The organism is Chitinophaga varians, assembly GCF_014529945.1.
Taxonomy (GTDB): domain Bacteria; phylum Bacteroidota; class Bacteroidia; order Chitinophagales; family Chitinophagaceae; genus Chitinophaga; species Chitinophaga varians.
On record NZ_JACVFB010000030.1, the window covers coordinates 1 to 655 of the forward strand.

Sequence of the window (655 nt, forward strand, 5' to 3'; positions counted from 1 at the left end):
GTCATCGATCCCTATGTTGGGTACAGACAGCACTTTCGACCAGATACCGGCCAGCAGTATCTCCGCCGCCGTACGGGGAGACACAAAGCCGTCCTGTATTTGTAATACAGGAGCTGGTAAGGCCCGGCGGTCTACTTTCCCGTTGGTGGTGAGCGGAATATGCTCTACCCGGATAAAGTAAGACGGCACCATATAATCCGGCAACTGTTGCGACAGGTACTGCCGCAACGCGGTAACACCCGGTTCTTCCTCCGATACATAGTATGCCGCCAGATATTTGTTCCCGTTGTTATCCCCTGCCGTCACCACCGCATTTTTTATCTGTCCCTGCTGTAACAAACGGCTTTCTATCTCCCCTAATTCGATCCGGAAACCTCTTATTTTCACCTGCCCGTCCATTCTCCCGATGTATTCAATCTCTCCCGTGGCCAGCATGCGCGCATGGTCGCCCGATTTATACAGTTTTCCTTTTCCCCTTATCGTATCCGGAATAAACTTCTCGTCTGTCAGCGCTTCCCGGCCCAAATACCCACGGGAAACGCCGGCCCCGCCTACGTATAGTTCGCCGATGCAACCCATCGGCACCGGATGGCCGCTTTTGTCAAGCAGGTAAACCGATAACGTAGGGATAGGGGTGCCGATATTGCTGATGCCA

General features: G+C 53.4%; 1 protein-coding gene. It reads right to left on the minus strand.

From position 1 onward, the window contains the following. Positions 1-655, minus strand: a 655-nt coding sequence (locus ICL55_RS34905) for an AMP-binding enzyme (protein WP_188106700.1), incomplete at both ends; no start/stop codon positions are given.